This window comes from Shewanella sp. DNRA4, assembly GCF_012843185.1.
Lineage (GTDB): Bacteria > Pseudomonadota > Gammaproteobacteria > Enterobacterales > Shewanellaceae > Shewanella > Shewanella xiamenensis.
The window spans coordinates 1-2532 of the sequence record NZ_JABAIP010000030.1; the positions used below are offsets into that span (position 1 = coordinate 1).

The 2532-nt window shown below is 44.4% G+C and carries 5 protein-coding genes; 4 read left to right on the top strand and 1 reads right to left on the bottom strand.

Annotated elements, in window-relative coordinates; genetic code table 11:
• Positions 1-67 precede the first annotated feature (67 nt).
• Positions 68-457, bottom strand: a complete 390-nt coding sequence (locus HG547_RS20515) for a helix-turn-helix transcriptional regulator (protein WP_169548853.1) — start codon at positions 455-457, stop codon at positions 68-70.
• A gap of 148 nt (positions 458-605) precedes the next feature.
• Here HG547_RS20515 and HG547_RS20520 point away from each other — a divergent pair, with 148 nt between their 5' ends.
• Genes HG547_RS20520 through HG547_RS20535 form a run of 4 tightly spaced genes read left to right on the top strand, consistent with a single transcriptional unit; the run spans position 606 to position 2415 of the window.
• Entirely contained in the window at positions 606-1724 is a 1119-nt protein-coding gene (locus tag HG547_RS20520) for a phage/plasmid replication protein, II/X family (RefSeq protein ID WP_248278780.1), read from the top strand.
• A gap of 11 nt (positions 1725-1735) precedes the next feature.
• The gene (locus HG547_RS20525; RefSeq protein WP_169548855.1) at positions 1736-2047 is read left to right on the top strand and encodes a single-stranded DNA-binding protein; all 312 of its coding nucleotides are present in this window, start codon (positions 1736-1738) and stop codon (positions 2045-2047) included.
• 9 nt (positions 2048-2056) lie between these two features.
• On the top strand, positions 2057-2239 hold the full coding sequence (locus HG547_RS20530; protein WP_014610578.1) for a hypothetical protein: 183 nt from the start codon (positions 2057-2059) through the stop codon (positions 2237-2239).
• Entirely contained in the window at positions 2230-2415 is a 186-nt protein-coding gene (locus HG547_RS20535) for a hypothetical protein (RefSeq protein ID WP_014610579.1), read from the top strand. The genes HG547_RS20530 and HG547_RS20535 overlap by 10 nt, the downstream gene beginning before the upstream one ends.
• Positions 2416-2532: the final 117 nt, after the last annotated feature.

A 2532-nucleotide genomic window follows, 5' to 3' on the forward strand; every position in this document is an offset into this window, starting at 1 on the left:
CCCCCCGACCGACAGGGTTTTAGGTTTGGGTTCCTGTTACACCCAAACTAACTCCGGACATCCGGAATTACTTCAGTCCAAAAGCCTCTCTTGGCAAATCGGTCTGCTTCAGTAAATCTTCTAAAAACGCATCTTCATCATTGATGTGATCATATAAGGTAATCATTAGCGCGGTACTATTAACATTATGCAGCACTTTTCCAAATTTCATCATGAAATCCATAGGGTTATCACTGCCGCTTGCAAATTTACCTTCACAGATGCTTTTTTCTGGCAGGTGTAAAATCTTCGATAACTGAGCGACTTGGCTTGCCTTGGGCTCTGTGACATCTCTTTCCCATTTGCTGACTGTTTGAACAGTCACACCAAGCTGTTCTGCAATGTCATCTTGCTTAATGTTTAAAGCAATTCGTTTATCTCTTAAGACGCTACCAATACTCATGTTTAAGTTATCCATGCTTTAACCCTACTTTAATTTAAGTCTACACCTATTTTTATGTTGCCAATTATCTGATAACATTTTAATGTAAGTGTACAGAAATAAAAATGTATGAGTTTTTTGTTGACAGGGTTTTTAGCACTTGTATTTCATCGACCGTTTATTCATGCAACAAGATCATCCAGAGGGCAATTTGCCGCTGGTCGGTCGGCATGTCATTGAACGGTTCGAACTCGAAACAGGCGAACATTTACCGCCATCGGTTAACCAAAAAATCCTTGAAGGGTCATACAGCACCAAATTAACCATCCGTTGTGATGGGCAGCGGGTGAGGGTGGAAGGCAATCCTTCACGCTGGCAGCGTATGGATAACCTATTTGGCTTACAGACGCTTGATGAATGCGTGGCGATCTTTAACCACGTCTTAGCACAATATGATTTGCCACCGTTCACCAAAAATACCCAAATCTCATACCGCCAAACGCCAGACGGCAAAACCACTCAGCTTGTCGGTAATGGCGCTGAAATTACCGCTATCGACTGGACGGTGAATCATCAAGTAGGCAAGGGCAAAGAGGCCTCGTTTATCCGTGGTATGTCATCGATGCAAATCGGTCGAGGTCGTAAACCGAAGTTGTATCCCGATGGCCATACGTGCAACTGGGGCGAAGGTTCTACTTGGGTCATGACCAAGCTCTACAACAAAGCTGTTGAATTACAACGGCATCTAAACAAAGAACTCCGTAAAAAAGCCGGTGTGCCCATCGATAGACTTAACTACTTAGAAAACTTAATTAAATACTGCGAAAACACAGGTGTTGTACGCGAAGAACATAGCTTAAGACAGGCCTTACTAAAGCGTCATACGCTGCAATTTTATGGCCGAGTAACTGAACAAGACTTTTATCCGCACCTAACTGACATAGAGAACGCCATGAAAACTATCCAGATATCACACGATGAACACCAAACCATAGCAGACCAATTAATGTCGTTAGGCGTAGTGAAAAGCCGTCAGGCAGCTAATGCAACTCAATGTTATGCCTTGATGTGGCAGCATGGCGCAGACTTACGAAAGTCCCTTAAATCTACTCAATTTTACGAACATAAAGCCCGTCTAAAAGCGATCGGTATCGATATCGGCCAGCAATTCGATGTAAGCCGTATGTGTCCAACACTGAAACGTTCAGAAGTCATTGAAGTTAAACCGCTAATTGTACCGCACTGGTATCAGTTGCCCGTTGTTGCACAATCCAATGTTTTACCATTTAAAGCCTATGCATAGGAGCTATAACCATGTTTAAAATCGAAGTATTTCAAGAAGATGTTACCGTTAGCGCCCGAAACATGCCGCCTAAGGATGGTAAGCCTGGGCGAACTATTTATGAGCAAATCGCGTACGCGTATTTAGGCGGAAAATTTCCCGTTCAAATGAAACTGCAAGTTGAAGACCCAACCAAGACATATCCAGCCGGTGAATATCAAATCGATAGCTCTAGCTTTGTGATTAACAACTTTGGCGGCCTTGAGCTTAAGCGCTTCGGGTTAAAGCTGGTTGCAATGCCTAAATCTACGTTAAACAGCCCGTTATCCGTGGCAAAACCGTAAGGACACATCATGAACGAACTTATCAATAGCGCCATAGCATTGCGCAATGACATACAGGTCATCAACGAGTTCTTGTTGAAAGGCTTAGCGCCCGAAGAGGCTCAGTTGCAATTAGTCGCCAAATCCTGCGTGTTGCTTGGCGAACTGGATGACACGCTAGAACAACTTAAGGACACTGCATCATGCAAATAATTCCATACGCTGGCGGCTACAGCATGGTTGAGCGCCAAGACAAACCCGAGCTGCAATGCAATAACTGTAATAAGCCTTGGTGGTATGATGATTTTGATAGCATCTTTATCCAGTGCCCACATTGCCAAGGCGAACTTCGCAGAGTCACGCCAGAAGAACCATTTAGACATCGTTAAGGCATGGCAAGGAATGCCGACGAGCGAAGCCTGAGCGCAGGAGAAATGACGCGCCAATGCCGATAAGTGACGTTATCGGCACCCCAAATCCCTCCCACACAAAACTGCGTACAATGT

Coding starts and splice junctions, on each gene's coding strand:
- HG547_RS20515 (WP_169548853.1), bottom strand. CDS start 457: ATGGATAACTTAAACATGAGTATTGGTAGCGTCTTAAGAGATAAACGA.
- HG547_RS20520 (WP_248278780.1), top strand. CDS start 606: ATGCAACAAGATCATCCAGAGGGCAATTTGCCGCTGGTCGGTCGGCAT.
- HG547_RS20525 (WP_169548855.1), top strand. CDS start 1,736: ATGTTTAAAATCGAAGTATTTCAAGAAGATGTTACCGTTAGCGCCCGA.
- HG547_RS20530 (WP_014610578.1), top strand. CDS start 2,057: ATGAACGAACTTATCAATAGCGCCATAGCATTGCGCAATGACATACAG.
- HG547_RS20535 (WP_014610579.1), top strand. CDS start 2,230: ATGCAAATAATTCCATACGCTGGCGGCTACAGCATGGTTGAGCGCCAA.